The following is a 15,470-nucleotide window of genomic DNA, read 5'->3' as shown; positions in this document are numbered from 1 at the left end:
GACGCCTTGCGTGCCCGTCCCCGACTAAAAAGCTTGACCGAACGATCAGAAAAACATGGAAAACGGTACACATTACAAATATTTATTTGTGTACAATCGTTCAGCCCACACGCCACGGGACGGTGGCGGAAAGGGCCTGGACACGGGTCGGCGCAAGTCTCCTTGCGTTGCCATAACCCTGGTGGTTATCGATACTGGCGCCGATTTACCAACCAACAAGAACACCCAAACCGTGGAACCTTAGAATGAGCACTGCAATCAGTCCGACTGCTTATAACTATAAGGTCGTCCGCCAGTTCGCCATCATGACGGTGGTCTGGGGGATCCTTGGCATGGGGCTCGGCGTCTTCATCGCCTCGCAACTGGTCTGGCCCCAGCTCAACCTGGACCTGCCATGGACGAGCTTCGGCCGCCTACGCCCGCTGCACACCAACCTGGTGATCTTCGCCTTCGGTGGCTGCGCCCTGTTCGGCACCAGCTACTACGTGGTGCAGCGCACCTGCCAGACCCGCCTGATCTCCGACAGCATGGCCGCCTTCACCTTCTGGGGCTGGCAGGCGGTGATCGTCGGCGCGCTGATCACGCTACCCATGGGCTTCACCACCACCAAGGAGTACGCCGAGCTCGAGTGGCCGCTGGCGATCCTGCTGGCCATCGTCTGGGTCACCTACGCCCTGGTGTTCTTCGGCACCATCGTCAAGCGCAAGACCAAGCACATCTACGTCGGCAACTGGTTCTACGGCGCCTTCATCGTGGTCACCGCGATGCTGCACATCGTCAACCACATCTCGCTGCCGGTGAGCCTGTTCAAGTCGTACTCGGCCTACGCCGGCGCCACCGACGCGATGATCCAGTGGTGGTACGGCCACAACGCCGTGGGCTTCTTCCTCACCACCGGTTTCCTGGGGATGATGTACTACTTCGTACCGAAGCAGGCCGAACGCCCGATCTACTCGTATCGCCTGTCCATCGTGCACTTCTGGGCGTTGATCACCCTGTACATCTGGGCCGGCCCCCACCACCTGCACTACACCGCCCTGCCGGACTGGGCGCAGTCGCTGGGCATGGTGATGTCGATCATCCTGCTCGCCCCAAGCTGGGGCGGCATGATCAACGGCATGATGACCCTGTCGGGGGCCTGGCATAAGCTGCGCACCGACCCGATCCTGCGCTTCCTCGTCGTGTCGCTGGCGTTCTACGGCATGTCCACCTTCGAAGGCCCGATGATGGCCATCAAGACGGTCAACTCGCTGTCGCACTACACCGACTGGACCATCGGCCACGTCCATGCCGGCGCCCTGGGTTGGGTGGCGATGATCTCCATCGGCGCGGTCTACCACATGATCCCGAAACTCTACGGCCGCGAGCAGATGCACAGTGTCGGGCTGATCAACGCGCACTTCTGGCTGGCCACCATCGGCACCGTGCTGTACATCGCCTCGATGTGGGTCAACGGCATCACCCAGGGCCTGATGTGGCGCGCCATCAACGACGACGGCACCCTCACCTACTCCTTCGTCGAAGCGCTGCAGGCCAGCCACCCGGGCTTCATCGTCCGCGCCCTGGGCGGTGCGTTCTTCGCCTCCGGCATGCTGCTGATGGCCTACAACGTGTTGCGCACCGTGCGTGCCGCCAACCCGGTACAGGCTGAGGAAGCCGCCAAGATCGTCGTCGTGGGAGCCCACTGATGAAGCATGAAGCAGTCGAGAAGAATATCGGCCTGATGGCCTTCTTCATGGTCATCGCCGTCAGCGTCGGTGGCCTCACGCAAATCGTCCCGCTGTTCTTCCAGGACGTCACCAACAAGCCGGTCGAGGGCATGAAGCCGCGCACCGCGCTGGAGCTCGAAGGCCGCGACATCTACATCCGCGAGGGCTGCGTGGGCTGCCACTCGCAGATGATCCGCCCGTTCCGCGCCGAAACCGAACGCTACGGCCACTACTCGGTGGCTGGCGAGAGCGTGTGGGACCACCCGTTCCTGTGGGGCTCCAAGCGCACCGGGCCGGATCTAGCCCGCGTGGGTGGCCGCTACTCGGACGACTGGCACCGCGCGCACTTGTACAACCCGCGCAACGTGGTGCCCGAGTCGAAGATGCCGTCGTACCCGTGGCTGGTCGAGAACAAGCTCGACGGCAAGGACACCGCCAAGAAGATGGAGGTCCTGCGCACCCTGGGCACGCCGTACACCGACGAGGACATCGCCGGCGCCCGCGACGCGGTCAAGGGCAAGACCGAGATGGACGCCCTCGTCGCGTACCTGCAAGGCCTTGGCACCCTCATCAAGAGCAAACGGTGACCCTGATGGATATCGGCACGATTCGCGGCCTGGGCACCGTCGTGGTGCTGGTGGCCTTCGTGGGCCTGGCGCTGTGGGTGTTCAGCCCGCGGCGCAAGCAGGAATTCGACGAGGCAACGCAGTTGCCGTTCGCCGACGACCCCGAGGCCACCCGACACGTCGAGCAAGCACAAGCGTCTAGGAGCAAACAACAATGACAACCTTCTGGAGTCTGTACGTCACCGTCCTGACCCTGGGCACCATCTTCGCCTTGACCTGGCTGCTGCTGTCGACCCGCAAGGGCCAGCGCGAAGAGATCACCGACGAAGTCGTCGGCCACGCCTTCGACGGCATCGAGGAATACGACAACCCGCTACCAAAGTGGTGGTTCTGGCTGTTCGTCGGCACCGTCGTCTTCGCCCTCGGCTACCTGGTGCTGTACCCGGGCCTGGGCAACTGGAAAGGCCTGCTCCCCGGTTACGCGTACGTGGACAACGACAAGAAGACCGAGTTTTCCAACGGCCAGGCCGGCTGGACCGGCGTGCACGAGTGGGAAAAGGAGATGGCCAAGGCCAATGCCCGCTTCGGGCCGATCTTCGCCAAGTTCGCCGCCATGCCCGTCGAGGAAGTGGCCAAGGACCCGCAGGCACTGAAGATGGGCGCACGCCTGTTCGCGTCCAACTGTTCGGTGTGCCATGGCTCCGACGCCCGAGGCGCCTACGGTTTCCCCAACCTGACCGACAACGACTGGCGCTGGGGCGGCGAACCGGAGACCATCAAGACCACCATCATGAATGGTCGCCACGGCGTGATGCCGGGTTGGGCGACGGTGATCGGCGAGCAAGGCGTGGCGGACGTGGCGGCCTTCGTGCTGACCAACCTCGACGGCCGCAAACTGCCCGAGGACGCCAAGGCCGACCCGGTCAAGGGCCAGCAGATCTTCGCCACCAACTGCGTGGCCTGCCACGGCCCCGAAGGCAAGGGCACCCCGGCCATGGGCGCGCCGAACCTCACGCACCCGCAGGCGTTCATCTACGGCTCGAGCTTCGCCCAACTGCAACAGACCATCCGCTACGGTCGCCAGGGCCAGATGCCGGCCCAGGCGCAGATGCAGGGCAACGACAAGGTTCACCTGCTGGCCGCTTATGTGTACAGCCTGTCGCATCAGGCGGAGCCGGCCAAGGCTGAGTAAGCCAAGCCAAACCTCATCGCGGATGAGTCCGCGATGAGGCCGGCAAACTCAGCACCAGCTGACCTGGATCAATTGACACCCGCCATAACACGATTCACACCACGAACCCAACGCGACTAAAGGTCGCAGCGCGCCCCGCACGCGCCATCACAGGCGTATCATGGGCCGCAGAGCGCTAGCAGAACGCGCGAGACTGCGGCCGGCACGCACTGGCCGCGGCGTTTCTCCACTGCCGTGGGACTTGATGATGAGCAAGCAAATTCCGGTACATGACGTCACCCCGCCTGCCAACAAGGGAAAGGATTCCGTCGACCTCTACGCCTCGCGTGAAAAAATCTATACCCGCGCCTTCACCGGCATCTTCCGCAGGCTGCGGATGGTCGGCGGCGCGGCACTGTTCCTGCTGTACTTCGGCACAGTCTGGCTGAGCTGGGGCGGCCACCAGGCCGTCTGGTGGAACCTGCCCGAGCGCAAGTTCTACATCTTCGGCGCCACCATCTGGCCCCAGGACTTCATTCTGCTCTCGGGCATCCTGATCGTCGCCGCCTTCGGCCTGTTCTTCATCACCGTGTACGCCGGCCGGGTCTGGTGCGGCTACACCTGCCCGCAGAGCGTGTGGACCTGGGTGTTCATGTGGTGCGAGAAAGTCACCGAGGGTGACCGCAACCAGCGCATGAAGCTGGACAAGGCGCCCATGAGCGCGAACAAGTTCCTGCGCAAGCTGGCCAAGCACAGCCTGTGGCTGCTGATCGGTTTTGTTACCGGCATGACCTTCGTCGGTTACTTCTCGCCGATCCGCGAGCTGGCCATCGAGTTCTTCACCGGGCAGGCCGACGGCTGGGCCTATTTCTGGGTCGGCTTCTTCACCCTGGCCACCTACGGCAACGCCGGCTGGCTGCGCGAACAAGTGTGCATCTACATGTGCCCCTACGCGCGCTTCCAGAGCGTGATGTTCGACAAGGATACCCTGATCGTCTCCTACGACCCGCGCCGCGGCGAAACCCGTGGCCCGCGCAAGAAAGACATCGACTACAAGGCCAAGGGCCTGGGCGACTGCATCGACTGCACCATGTGCGTGCAGGTCTGCCCCACCGGCATCGACATCCGCGACGGCCTGCAGATCGAGTGCATCGGCTGCGCCGCCTGCATCGACGCCTGCGACAGCATCATGGACAAGATGAACTACCCCAAAGGGCTGATCAGCTACACCACCGAGCACAACCTGTCCGGGCAGAAGACCCACATGCTGCGCCCGCGCCTGATCGGCTACGCCCTGGTGCTGCTGGTGATGATCGGCGCCCTGGCCACCGCCTTCGCCACCCGCTCGCTGGTGGGCTTCGACGTGGCCAAGGACCGCGTGCTGTACCGCGAGAACGCACAAGGCCGGATCGAGAACGTCTACAGCCTGAAGGTGATGAACAAGGACCAGCGCGACCACGTCTACGTGCTCGACGCCGCCGGCCTGCCCGACCTACAGCTCGAAGGCCATCGCGAGATCCGTGTCGCCGCCGGCGATATCGTCAACCTGCCGGTGCAGTTGTCGGTCGCCCCGGAAAAACTGCCCTCGACCACCAACGAAATCACCTTCATCCTCAAGGACGCCGACGACAGCGCCAGCCAGGTTGAAGCCAAGAGCCGTTTCATCGGCCCACAGATCCGCTGAGAGAGAAAACGATCAATGCCTGCCGCCACCGCCGCCAGCCCCTGGTACAAGCACCTCTGGCCCTGGATCATCATCGGTATCCTGGCCACCTCGGTGTGCCTGAGCCTGACCATGGTCAGCATCGCCGTGCGCAACCCGGACAATCTGGTCAACGACAACTACTACGAGGCCGGCAAGGGCATCAACCGCTCGCTGGACCGCGAACTGCTGGCCCAGACCCTCAACCTCAAGGCCAGCGTGCACCTGGACGAACTGACCGGCGAAGTCGAGGTGCGCCTGACTGGCAACAGCAGCCCGGAGGCCCTGGAACTGAACCTGATCTCGCCGACCCAGCCGGACAAGGATCGCAAGGTCCAGCTGGCACGCAGCGAGCCTGGGCGCTATGTCGGCCAGCTCGTGGACAAGGTCGAGGGCCGGCGCTTCGTCGAGTTGCTAGGCAGCCAGGACAACCATGTGTGGCGGTTGTTCGAAGAGGAGAAGGTCGAGCATGGCGTGACCTTGCAACTGGGGGATGAAGCACTGCAAGGTGCCGAGCATCAGTAACACCCTGTTGGCGGGGCTGCCTCGCCAACATTGAACCTTCTGTAGGAGCGGCTTCGGCCGCGATGCAGGCTACGCGGTGTGTGGCACCCGCCAAGCGGGTGATCGCGGCTGAAGCCGCCCCTACAAGGTCCGCGCCAGCCAGAAGAGATGTCGATGACCCAACCCACCGCCTGCTACCACTGCGCCCTGCCCGTCCCCGCCGGCAGCCGCTTCACCGCCGTGGTCCTCGGCGAGCCCCGGCCGTTCTGCTGCCCCGGCTGCCAGGCAGTGGCCGAGTCCATCGTCGCCGGTGGCCTGGAGCACTACTACCAGCACCGCAGCGACACCAGTGCCAACCCCGAAGCCCTGCCCCGCCAGTTGCAGGACGAGTTGGCCCTGTACGACCGCAGCGATGTGCAGCAGTCCTTCGTGCGCCATGAAGGCGAACTGGCCGAAACCACCCTCATGGTCGAAGGTATCAGCTGCGCCGCCTGCGGCTGGTTGATCGACAAGCACCTGCGCAATCTGCCCGGCGTCGCCGAGGCGCGCCTGAACCTGTCCAACCACCGCCTGCTGGTCACCTGGGCCGACAGCCAGCTGCCATTGTCGAAACTGCTCGCCGAGCTGCGCCAGATTGGCTATGCCGCCCACCCCTACCAACCCGACCAGGCCGCCGAGCAACTGGCCCGGGAAAACCGCAGCGCCCTGCGCCGCCTCGGCGTGGCCGGGCTGCTGTGGTTCCAGGCGATGATGGCGACCATGGCTACCTGGCCGGAGTTCAACATCGACCTGTCCCCCGAGCTGCACACCATCCTGCGCTGGGTCGCGCTGTTTCTCACCATCCCCATCGTGTTCTACAGCTGCGCGCCGTTCTTCAAGGGCGCCGCCCGCGACCTGCGCACCCGCCACCTGACCATGGACGTTTCGGTGTCGCTGGCCATCGGCCTGGCCTTCTGCGCCGGGATCTGGACGGCGATCACCGGCCACGGGGAACTGTACTTCGACACCGTGGGCATGTTCGCGCTGTTCCTGCTCACCGGCCGCTACCTGGAGCGCCGCGCCCGCGAACGCACGGCGGCGGCCACCGCGCAGCTGGTCAACCTGCTGCCCGCCTCGTGCCTGCGCCTGGATTCAAACGGCCAGGCCGAGCGCATCCTGCTGGGCGAGCTTCGCTGTGGCGACCGTGTCCAGGTGCTGCCCGGCGCGGTGATCCCGGCCGACGGCCGCATCCTCGAGGGCCGCTCCAGTGTCGACGAGTCGCTGCTCACCGGCGAATACCTGCCCCTGCCGCGGCGCAGCGGCGACCCGGTGACCGGCGGCACACTCAACGTCGAGAGCACCCTGACCGTCGAAGTCCAGGCCCTGGGCCAGGACTCGCGACTATCGGCCATCGTTCGCCTGCTGGAACGGGCGCAACTGGAGAAGCCGCGCCTGGCCGAAATTGCCGACCGCGCCTCGCAATGGTTCCTGCTGTTCAGCCTGGTGGCCGCAGCAGTCATCGGCCTGGCCTGGTGGCAGCTCGATTCCTCGCGGGCGTTCTGGATCGTCCTGGCAATGCTGGTCGCCACCTGCCCCTGTGCCCTGTCGCTGGCCACCCCCACCGCCCTCACCGCCGCCACCGGCACCCTGCACAAGCTCGGCCTGCTGATCACTCGCGGCCATGTGCTGGAAGGCCTGAACCAGATCGATACGGTGATCTTCGACAAGACCGGCACCCTCACCGAAGGCCGTCTGGCCCTGCGCAGCATTCGCCCGCTGGGGCGGCTGGACAGTGACAAGTGCCTGGCGCTGGCCGCCGCCCTGGAAAACCGTTCCGAACATCCCATCGCCCGTGCGTTCGGCCGCGCTGCGCGGCCCGCCGAAGAGGTCAACGCCGTCCCCGGCCTGGGCCTGGAGGGTGAGATGGACGGCCAGCGCCTGCGCATCGGCCAAGCCACCTTCGTCTGTGCCCTGAGCGGTGCCGAGGTGCCTGCCGTGCCCGAACCGCGCGGACAATGGCTGCTGCTGGGTGATCGTCGCGGCCCGCTGGCCTGGTTCGGCCTCGACGACCGCCTGCGCGACGACGCCCCGGACCTGGTTGCGGCCTGCAAGGCGCGTGGCTGGCAGACCCTGCTGCTGTCCGGCGACAGCTCGCCAATGGTTAACGAAGTCGCCGCCCAGCTGGGCATCGACACGGCCGTCGGCGGCCTGCGCCCGGACGACAAGCTGGCCCGCCTCAAAGCCTTGCAGGCCGAGGGCCGCAAGGTGCTGATGCTGGGCGACGGGGTGAACGACGTGCCGGTGCTGGCCGCCGCCGACATCAGTATCGCCATGGGCAGCGCCACGGACCTCGCCAAGACCAGCGCCGACGCGGTGCTGCTGTCCAACCGCTTGCAGGCGCTGGCGCAGGCTTTCGACCTGGCCCGCCGCACCCGCCGTAACATTGTCGAGAACCTGCTCTGGGCGACGCTGTACAATGGCCTGATGTTGCCGTTCGCCGCGCTGGGCTGGATTACCCCGGTCTGGGCGGCGGTCGGCATGTCGGTCAGCTCGCTGATCGTCGTGCTCAATGCCCTGCGCCTGACCCGCCTGCCCGTGGGCGCGGGCAAGCCCGCGAACGAGGCGACCCAGCCCGGAAGGACCAACCTATGCCCGCCCTCTATGTGATGATCCCCGCCGCCCTGCTGCTGGTCGGCGTCGCCGTGTACATCTTCTTCTGGGCGGTGGACAGCGGCCAGTACGATGACCTCGAAGGCCCGGCCCACAGCATCCTGTTCGACGACCAGGATCCGCGACACCAAGCGGCCGCCAAGCCGGAACCAGACCAGCCCGAAGACAAGGACTCGACCCCGCGTGCCTGAACTGCTTCCCCTGCTCGGCTCGGCGCTGGTCCTGGGCCTGCTGGGTGGCGGCCACTGCCTGGGCATGTGCGGCGGCCTGATGGGCGCCCTGACTCTCGCCATCCCCCCAGAGCAACGCGGCCGCCGCCTGCGCTTGCTGCTGGCCTACAACCTCGGGCGCGTGCTCAGCTACGCCTGCGCCGGCTTGCTGCTAGGCGTGGCCGGCGTGGCCCTGGCCAGCAGTCCGCTGGCCATCGGCTTGCGAGTAGTCGCGGCGCTGTTGCTGATCAGCATGGGCCTGTACCTGGCGGGCTGGTGGAGCGGCCTGACCCGCATCGAAACCCTCGGCCGCGGCCTGTGGCGGCACGTGCAACCGCTGGCCACGCGGCTGCTGCCGGTGTCCAGCCTGCCTCGCGCTCTGTTGCTCGGTGCCCTGTGGGGCTGGCTACCCTGCGGGCTGGTATACAGCACCCTGCTGTGGGCGGCGAGCCAGGGCGATGCGCTGCACAGTGCAGCGTTGATGCTGGCCTTCGGCGTGGGCACCTGGCCGGTGCTGCTGGCCACGGGGCTGGCAGCCGAGCGGGTTGGCGCACTGTTGCGCAAGCGTGGGGTGCGAATGGCAGGCGGTGTGCTGGTTATCCTGTTTGGCGTATGGACGTTGCCTGGACCTCACCAGCATTGGCTCATGGGGCACTGAGCAACGCGGTTCGCCGGCAAGGCCGGCTCCAACAGGTTCCGCGCCAGCCTCTGGACTGCCGGCCTTGCCGGCGAACGCCCTTGATACAAATCAACACGCCCCAGCCCTTGCGCCCCTAGACTCCGGACACTGCAGCTCTATCCGGGGACCACCCACATGCTCGACGACCTACGCTGGGACGCCGACCTGATTCGTCGCTACGATCTGGCCGGGCCACGCTACACCTCCTATCCGACCGCCGTGCAACTGCACGGCGAAGTGGGTTCGTTCGACCTGCTCCACGCCCTGCGTGAAAGCCGCCGCGCCACCCGCCCCCTGTCGCTGTACGTGCATGTGCCGTTCTGCGCCAACATCTGCTACTACTGCGCCTGCAACAAGGTCATCACCAAGGACCGCGCCCGCGCCGCACCGTACCTGCAACGCCTGGAGCAGGAAATCCAGCTGATCGCCTGCCACCTGGACCCCAAGCAGCGGGTCGAGCAACTGCACTTCGGCGGCGGCACACCGACCTTCCTCAGCCACGTGGAACTGCGCCAGCTGATGGCGACCCTGCGCCAGCACTTCAACCTGCTGGACGATGATTCGGGCGACTACGGCATCGAGATCGACCCACGCGAGGCCGACTGGTCGACCATGGGTCTGCTCCGCGAACTGGGCTTCAACCGTGTCAGCCTTGGCGTGCAGGACCTTGACCCGGCCGTGCAGCGCGCGGTGAACCGCCTGCAGAGCCTGGAGCAGACCCGCACCCTGATCGAGGCCGCGCGGACCCTGCAGTTCCGCTCGATCAACCTGGACCTGATCTACGGCCTGCCCAAGCAGACCCCGGAAGGCTTCGCCCGCACCGTGGAGGAAGTCATCCGCCTGCAGCCCGACCGCCTGTCGGTATTCAACTACGCCCATCTGCCCGAACGGTTCATGCCCCAGCGGCGCATCGACAGCAACGACCTGCCGGCACCGGCCGCCAAGCTGGAAATGCTCCACGCCACCATCGACCAGCTCACCGCCGCCGGCTACCGCTACATCGGCATGGACCACTTCGCCCTGCCCGACGACGAGCTCGCCATCGCCCAGGAAGAAGGCACCCTGCAGCGCAACTTCCAGGGTTACACCACCCACGGCCATTGCGACCTGATCGGCCTGGGCGTCTCGGCGATCAGCCAGATCGGCGACCTGTACTGCCAGAACAGCAGCGACCTGAACACCTACCAGGACACCCTTTCCAGCGCCCAGCTGGCCACCCAGCGCGGCTTGCTGTGCAACCAGGACGACCGCCTGCGCCGGGCGGTGATCCAGCAGTTGATCTGCCACTTCGAACTGGACTTCGAAGCGATCGAACAAGCCTTCACCATCGATTTCCGTGGGTACTTCAATGATCAGTGGCCGGAACTGCTGACCATGCAACGCGACGGACTGATCAGCCTGGATAAAAAGGGCATCCGCGTCCTGCCGGCCGGACGCCTGCTGGTACGCTCGGTGTGCATGGTCTTCGATGGCTACCTGGCCCAGCACAATCGCCAGCGTTTTTCGCGGGTGATCTGAGGATATTGAGTCGTTTCACCGCATGGACAGCCCGCCTTTCGAGGCACACTATGGACAGTCGAACGGTGCCGGAACACCCCTTCCGGCCCGCTGCTAGCGTGCACCCAAAATGCGCACACTGGCCTACAGCCCATGCCGCAGGTTATCCTTACGGCTTATGTGTGCTTTCCCACAAGGATCGAAAGAAATGTCCGAGCCAGTAAAACTGCGCCCACACAACCAGGCCCACTGCAAGGATTGCAGCCTGGCCCCCCTGTGCCTGCCCCTGTCCCTGAACCTGGAAGACATGGACGCACTGGATGAAATCGTCAAACGCGGCCGCCCGCTGAAGAAGGGCGAGTTCCTGTTCCGCCAGGGTGACAATTTCGGCTCGGTCTATGCGGTCCGCTCCGGCGCCCTGAAAACCTTTAGCCTCAGCGATGCGGGCGAAGAGCAGATCACCGGCTTCCACCTGCCCAGCGAACTGGTCGGCCTATCCGGCATGGACACCGAAGCCTACCCGGTATCGGCCCAGGCCCAGGAAACCACTTCCGTGTGCGAGATCCCCTTCGAGCGCCTCGACGAACTCTCGGTCCAGCTGCCGCAGCTGCGCCGCCAGTTGATGCGGGTGATGAGCCGCGAAATCCGCGACGACCAGCAGATGATGCTGCTGCTGTCGAAAAAGACCGCCGACGAGCGCATCGCCACCTTCCTGGTCAACCTGTCCGCGCGCTTCCGCGCCCGTGGCTACTCGGCCAACCAGTTCCGCCTGAGCATGTCGCGCAACGAGATCGGCAACTACCTGGGCCTGGCCGTGGAAACCGTGTCCCGCGTGTTCACCCGCTTCCAGCAGAACGGCCTGCTCAAGGCCGAGGGCAAGGAAGTGCACATCCTCGACCCGATCCAGCTGTGCGCGCTGGCCGGTGGCGCACTCGAAGCCTGATGGCCATGTGAACAGGGTATACTGGCGCCGAGTTTTTCCAGGATACCCGCCCATGCACAGCGACACCTTCGACCTCAAAGCCTTGATCCGCCCGGTAGTGGACTTCCCCAAGCCGGGCGTGATCTTCCGCGACATCACCCCGCTTTTCCAATCGCCACGCGGGCTGCGCTATGTCGCCGACCAGTTCATCGAGCGCTATGTCGAAGCCGACTTCAGCCACATCGGCGCCATGGACGCACGGGGCTTCCTGATCGGCTCGATCATCGCCCACCAGCTGAACAAGCCGCTGATCCTGTTCCGCAAGCAGGGCAAGCTGCCGGCCGATGTGCTGTCGGAGGGTTACCAGACCGAGTACGGCGAAGCCTTCCTGGAAGTGCACGCCGACAGCCTCTGCGACGGCGACTCGGTGCTGATCTTCGATGACCTGATCGCCACCGGCGGTACCCTGCTGGCCGCGGCGAACCTGGTACGTCGCACTGGGGCGAAAGTATTCGAAGCAGCGGCAATCATCGACCTGCCAGAACTTGAAGGCTCGCGCCGCCTGCAGGCGGCCGGGGTCCCGACCTTCTGCCTGACCGAGTTTTCTCTCAGCGAGTACTGAGTCAGTTGTTCGCCGGCAAGCCGGCCCCTACAGTGGTGCGCGGTGAACCTGTAGGAACCGGCTTGCCGGCGAACCCACTCACAGCGATATAGGCCGGCGCCCCGCGAAGGCATGGGCCAGCGTCCCACCATCCACCAGCTCCAGCTCCCCCCCCAGCGGTACGCCATGGGCGATGCGCGTAGCGATCAGGCCCTTCTCGGCCAGCAGCTGGGCGATGTAGTGGGCCGTAGCCTCCCCTTCCACCGTGGGGTTGGTGGCCAGGATCACCTCGCTGAAGGTGCCCTGTTCGTCGATCCGCGCCATCAGTTGCGGAATACCGATAGCCTCCGGCCCCAGGCCGTCCAGCGGCGATAGATGGCCCTTGAGCACGAAGTAACGGCCACGATAACCGGTCTGCTCCACCGCATACACGTCCACCGGCCCCTCGACCACGCACAGTTGCGTGTCGTCACGGCGCGGGTCGGCACACTGCGGGCAGAGCTCCTGCTCGGTCAGCGTGCGGCATTGGCGGCAGTGGCCGACGCCCTCCATGGCCTGGCTCAGGGCCTGGGCCAGGCGCGTGCCGCCGCTGCGGTCGCGCTCCAGTAGCTGCAGGGCCATGCGCTGGGCGGTTTTCTGGCCGACACCGGGCAGGATACGCAGGGCGTCGATCAGTTGGCGGATCAGGGGGCTGAAGCTCATGTGTGCAGGCCTGCCAATTCAGGAATCAGAATGAACAAGGGAGCAACGACCGCCGGGTCGTTGCTCCCCATTTGAAGCAAGAGGCCGATTAGAACGGCATTTTGAAACCAGGCGGCAGCTGCATACCAGCGGTCATGCTGCCCATCTTGTCCTGGCTGTTCTGCTCGATCTTGCGCACCGCGTCGTTGAGTGCGGCGGCGATCAGATCCTCGAGCACTTCCTTGTCGTCGGCGTCGGTCGACATCAGGCTTTGATCGATGCTGACGCGCTTGACGTCATGGCGACCGGTCATCACCACGCTTACCAGGCCGCCACCGGACTGGCCGGTGACTTCGGCGTTGGCCAGCTCTTCCTGCATCTTCTGCATCTTTTCCTGCATCTGCTGGGCCTGCTTCATCAGGCCGGCCATGCCACCTTTCATCATGGGGGTATACCTCGATTGGGTCATGTGATGCGGCCCGGCACGGGGCGGGCCGCATGGTTATTCGTTCACTGCCCCGGGCTTGCCAGGGCGTCCACAGGCTCAATAGTATCCTGCCTCACCGTCGCGCCGAACTGCTGGATCATCTGCTGGATGAGCGGGTCCTGCTCGATCGACACCACGGCCTCGTGCTGGCGCTCCGAGCGCTTGCGCGCGGCGGCCTGGGCTGGCGTTTCCTGCTCCGGGCGGATCAGCTCGATCTTCAGGCGTATCTCACGCCCGAGCTGCTGGTTGAGCGCCTCGTTGAGGCGGCGCTGTTGCGTGCTGTTGAACAGCGCGCCTTGCCCTGGGTCCAGGTGCAGCAGCCAATCGTCACCGTCGGCAGCGATCAGCGTACAGTTCGCGGCGATGTTGCCTGTCATACCAGAGACAGGCAACTGTGGGAATAATTCCAGCCATTGCAGGGCCAGGCCAGTGGCCGGCTTGGATGCAGGCAGGGGTTCCGGGGCTTTGACCGGCTGTTCTTCCTGCACATGCTCCGCCAACTCGTCGAGATAGCTGAAGCTGGCGGGGTCGCTGTCCGTGACATAGTAGTCATCGTCGGCTGGCAACTCATCGTCACGCTCCATCCCGGCCGCGCCGTAAGCGGACGGATCGAACGGCGGTTCGTCATACTCAGGTGGGCCGGAGACAGGCTTGGCCACCGGCGTCCGGGCGGCTTCCGGCTGCGGCTCGACGACCGGCGTAGCAGGCGCGGAAGGCTCCTCCCACGGCAGGTCGAGCACCTCCTCGGCCGGCTGTGGCTCAGGCTCAGGCTCAGGCACTGGCTCGGGCGCCACCACCGGGGCGGCTTGCACTACAGGTTCGGCGACCGGTTCAGGCGGGCGCTCGGCAGGTGCAGGCGCTTGCTCGGCGACTTGAACGGCGGGTTCGGTAACGGGCCTCTCGACGGCAACCGCCGCCACTGCCACCGGTTGGGCCGGATCAGCTGTGGCCTGGCTGATCCCCACCGGCTTTAGTACCGGTTTCGGCGCATCGTCGTTGTCGGCCGGGCGGAACGCCAGCATGCGCAGCAGCACCATCTCGAAGCCGCCACGTGGGTCTGGCGCCAACGGCAGGTCGCGACGGCCGATCAGCCCCATCTGGTAATAGAACTGCACGTCTTCAGCCGGCAGCGCCTGGGCCAGGGCCAGCACACGATCACGGTCGCCCTGGCCGTTATCGACGGCTTCGGGCAACGCCTGGGCGATGGCCACGCGGTGCAGCACGTTGAGCATTTCCGAAAGCACGCCGTTCCAGTCCGGCCCTTGCTCGGCAAGCGTGCGTACCGCCTCCAGGAGCGCCCGGGCATCGCCCTCCAGTAGCGCCTGCAGCACGCCATAGACCTGGCCGTGATCAAGGGTGCCAAGCATCGCCCGCACATCGGCAGCCAGCACCTTGCCTTCGCCGAAGGCGATGGCCTGGTCGGTCAGGCTCATGGCATCGCGCATGGAGCCATCGGCGGCACGCCCGAGCAACCACAGGGCATCGTCCTCGAACGGCACATTTTCGGCGCCCAGCACGTGACTGAGGTGCTCGACCACCCGCTCCGGGCTCATGTTCTTCAGCGAGAACTGCAGGCAGCGCGACAGGATGGTCGCTGGCAGTTTCTGCGGGTCGGTGGTGGCCAGGATGAACTTGACGTAGGGCGGCGGCTCTTCCAGCGTCTTGAGCAAGGCGTTGAACGAGTGCGTCGAGAGCATGTGCACTTCGTCGATCAGGTAGACCTTGAAGCGCCCGCGGCTGGGCGCGTATTGCACGTTGTCGAGCAGTTCGCGGGTGTCCTCGACCTTGGTGCGGCTGGCAGCGTCGATCTCGATCAGGTCGACGAAACGCCCCTCGTCGATCTCCCGGCATACCGAGCAGGTGCCGCAAGGTGTGGAGGTGATGCCGGTCTCGCAGTTCAGGCACTTGGCGATGATCCGCGCGATGGTGGTCTTGCCCACCCCGCGGGTGCCGGTGAACAGGTAGGCGTGGTGCAGGCGCTGGTTGTCCAGGGCGTTGATCAAAGCCTTGAGCACATGGGTCTGGCCGACCATTTCGCGGAACGAGCGCGGACGCCATTTACGTGCAAGAACCTGATAACTCATCAAAAAACC

General features: G+C 65.3%; 15 protein-coding genes. 12 read left to right on the top strand and 3 right to left on the bottom strand.

Annotation, left to right across the window (positions count from 1 at the left end):
• Positions 1-245: 245 nt before the first annotated feature.
• From ccoN to IM733_RS02420, 12 genes are all read left to right on the top strand, one after another.
• Positions 246-1,688, top strand: a complete 1,443-nt coding sequence (gene ccoN, locus IM733_RS02475) for a cytochrome-c oxidase, cbb3-type subunit I (RefSeq protein ID WP_248919385.1) — start codon at positions 246-248, stop codon at positions 1,686-1,688.
• Entirely contained in the window at positions 1,688-2,296 is a 609-nt protein-coding gene (ccoO, locus tag IM733_RS02470; protein WP_011533053.1) for a cytochrome-c oxidase, cbb3-type subunit II, read from the top strand. Before ccoN ends, ccoO begins: the two co-directional genes overlap by 1 nt.
• Positions 2,297-2,301: 5 nt before the next feature.
• A complete protein-coding gene (locus tag IM733_RS02465; RefSeq protein ID WP_011533052.1) occupies positions 2,302-2,493 on the top strand; it encodes a CcoQ/FixQ family Cbb3-type cytochrome c oxidase assembly chaperone in 192 nt (63 codons plus the stop codon).
• On the top strand, positions 2,490-3,467 hold the full coding sequence (gene ccoP, locus IM733_RS02460; RefSeq protein WP_248919384.1) for a cytochrome-c oxidase, cbb3-type subunit III: 978 nt from the start codon (positions 2,490-2,492) through the stop codon (positions 3,465-3,467). Before IM733_RS02465 ends, ccoP begins: the two co-directional genes overlap by 4 nt.
• Positions 3,468-3,714: 247 nt before the next feature.
• On the top strand, positions 3,715-5,130 hold the full coding sequence (ccoG, locus tag IM733_RS02455) for a cytochrome c oxidase accessory protein CcoG (protein WP_248919383.1): 1,416 nt from the start codon (positions 3,715-3,717) through the stop codon (positions 5,128-5,130).
• A 15-nt stretch (positions 5,131-5,145) separates the two neighbouring features.
• Positions 5,146-5,673, top strand: coding sequence for a FixH family protein (locus tag IM733_RS02450; protein ID WP_248919382.1), 528 nt, complete (start codon positions 5,146-5,148; stop codon positions 5,671-5,673).
• Between the two features lie 153 nt (positions 5,674-5,826).
• Complete coding sequence (locus IM733_RS02445) at positions 5,827-8,298, top strand: heavy metal translocating P-type ATPase (RefSeq protein ID WP_248919381.1); 2,472 nt, start codon at positions 5,827-5,829, stop codon at positions 8,296-8,298.
• Entirely contained in the window at positions 8,280-8,492 is a 213-nt protein-coding gene (gene ccoS, locus IM733_RS02440) for a cbb3-type cytochrome oxidase assembly protein CcoS (protein WP_248919380.1), read from the top strand. Before IM733_RS02445 ends, ccoS begins: the two co-directional genes overlap by 19 nt.
• Positions 8,485-9,168: a sulfite exporter TauE/SafE family protein gene (locus tag IM733_RS02435; RefSeq protein ID WP_248919379.1), complete on the top strand. Its 684-nt coding sequence runs from the start codon at positions 8,485-8,487 to the stop codon at positions 9,166-9,168. Before ccoS ends, IM733_RS02435 begins: the two co-directional genes overlap by 8 nt.
• 156 nt (positions 9,169-9,324) lie before the next feature.
• Positions 9,325-10,707, top strand: a complete 1,383-nt coding sequence (gene hemN, locus IM733_RS02430) for an oxygen-independent coproporphyrinogen III oxidase (protein ID WP_248919378.1) — start codon at positions 9,325-9,327, stop codon at positions 10,705-10,707.
• A gap of 187 nt (positions 10,708-10,894) precedes the next feature.
• On the top strand, positions 10,895-11,629 hold the full coding sequence (gene fnrA / locus IM733_RS02425; protein ID WP_011533044.1) for a Crp/Fnr family transcriptional regulator FnrA: 735 nt from the start codon (positions 10,895-10,897) through the stop codon (positions 11,627-11,629).
• 52 nt (positions 11,630-11,681) lie between these two features.
• Entirely contained in the window at positions 11,682-12,230 is a 549-nt protein-coding gene (locus tag IM733_RS02420; protein ID WP_240065677.1) for an adenine phosphoribosyltransferase, read from the top strand.
• Positions 12,231-12,308: 78 nt separating this feature from the next.
• On the opposite strand, the gene recR is transcribed toward IM733_RS02420, so the two are convergent.
• The 3 genes from recR to dnaX all read right to left on the bottom strand — a co-directional run bounded on the left by recR (position 12,309) and on the right by dnaX (position 15,461).
• Positions 12,309-12,911, bottom strand: coding sequence for a recombination mediator RecR (gene recR / locus IM733_RS02415; protein WP_248919377.1), 603 nt, complete (start codon positions 12,909-12,911; stop codon positions 12,309-12,311).
• 88 nt (positions 12,912-12,999) lie between these two features.
• A complete protein-coding gene (locus tag IM733_RS02410; protein WP_011533041.1) occupies positions 13,000-13,335 on the bottom strand; it encodes a YbaB/EbfC family nucleoid-associated protein in 336 nt (111 codons plus the stop codon).
• Between the two features lie 65 nt (positions 13,336-13,400).
• Entirely contained in the window at positions 13,401-15,461 is a 2,061-nt protein-coding gene (dnaX, locus tag IM733_RS02405) for a DNA polymerase III subunit gamma/tau (protein ID WP_248919376.1), read from the bottom strand.
• Positions 15,462-15,470 lie beyond the last annotated feature (9 nt).

It is taken from the genome of Pseudomonas entomophila (assembly GCF_023277925.1).
Classification (GTDB): Bacteria; Pseudomonadota; Gammaproteobacteria; order Pseudomonadales; family Pseudomonadaceae; genus Aquipseudomonas; species Aquipseudomonas entomophila_D.
The sequence above is the reverse complement of the archived record's forward strand: the minus strand, read 5'-3'. Positions and strand labels throughout refer to the sequence as shown.